Consider the following 505-nt stretch of genomic DNA (forward strand, 5'->3'; position numbering starts at 1 on the left):
TGCTCAACGGACGCAAATCGTAAATACACGGTTCACCACCAGTGATAACAATATGCTTCGCATTAAAGCCTTGCTGTTTGTATTGTTCTACGATGTCTTCAGCCGATGCCGTGCACCAAGTCGGAGAATCTTCCGTCTTCACCAAAATATCACCAATAGGACGCAGATCCTTTTCTTCGGCATCCCACGTTTGTTTTGTATCACACCAACTGCACCCCACTGGGCACTCTTGCAAGCGAACGAAAACGGCAGGAACACCAGTAAAGATCCCTTCCCCTTGGATGGTTTCAAACATCTCATTTAGCTTATACAACGCAGAACTCACTTAACTCATAAAACTTCGAGGCGAAGACCTTAATGGAGAGGCGTGTCTAGGTCAATTCAAACCAAAAATTAATTGTTAAAATAGCCCATTTTGTAGTTTCATACTCAGGTTCCCATTATTTTAAGGTAAGTAAAGATGTACAAACTGATCGCCCTAGACATGGACGGCACGTTATTAAAC

1 protein-coding gene is annotated in these 505 nt (G+C 43.0%); it reads right to left on the minus strand.

Translation table 11 applies throughout. The annotated features are described in order from the left end of the window. Nucleotides 1-295 (minus strand): 4Fe-4S cluster-binding domain-containing protein (locus tag R7R24_RS30730; RefSeq protein ID WP_318120716.1); only part of this gene is annotated, 295 nt, incomplete at its 3' end. Between the last annotated feature and the right edge of the window lie 210 nt (nucleotides 296-505).

The sequence above is a fragment of the Vibrio sp. 704 genome, assembly GCF_033339295.1.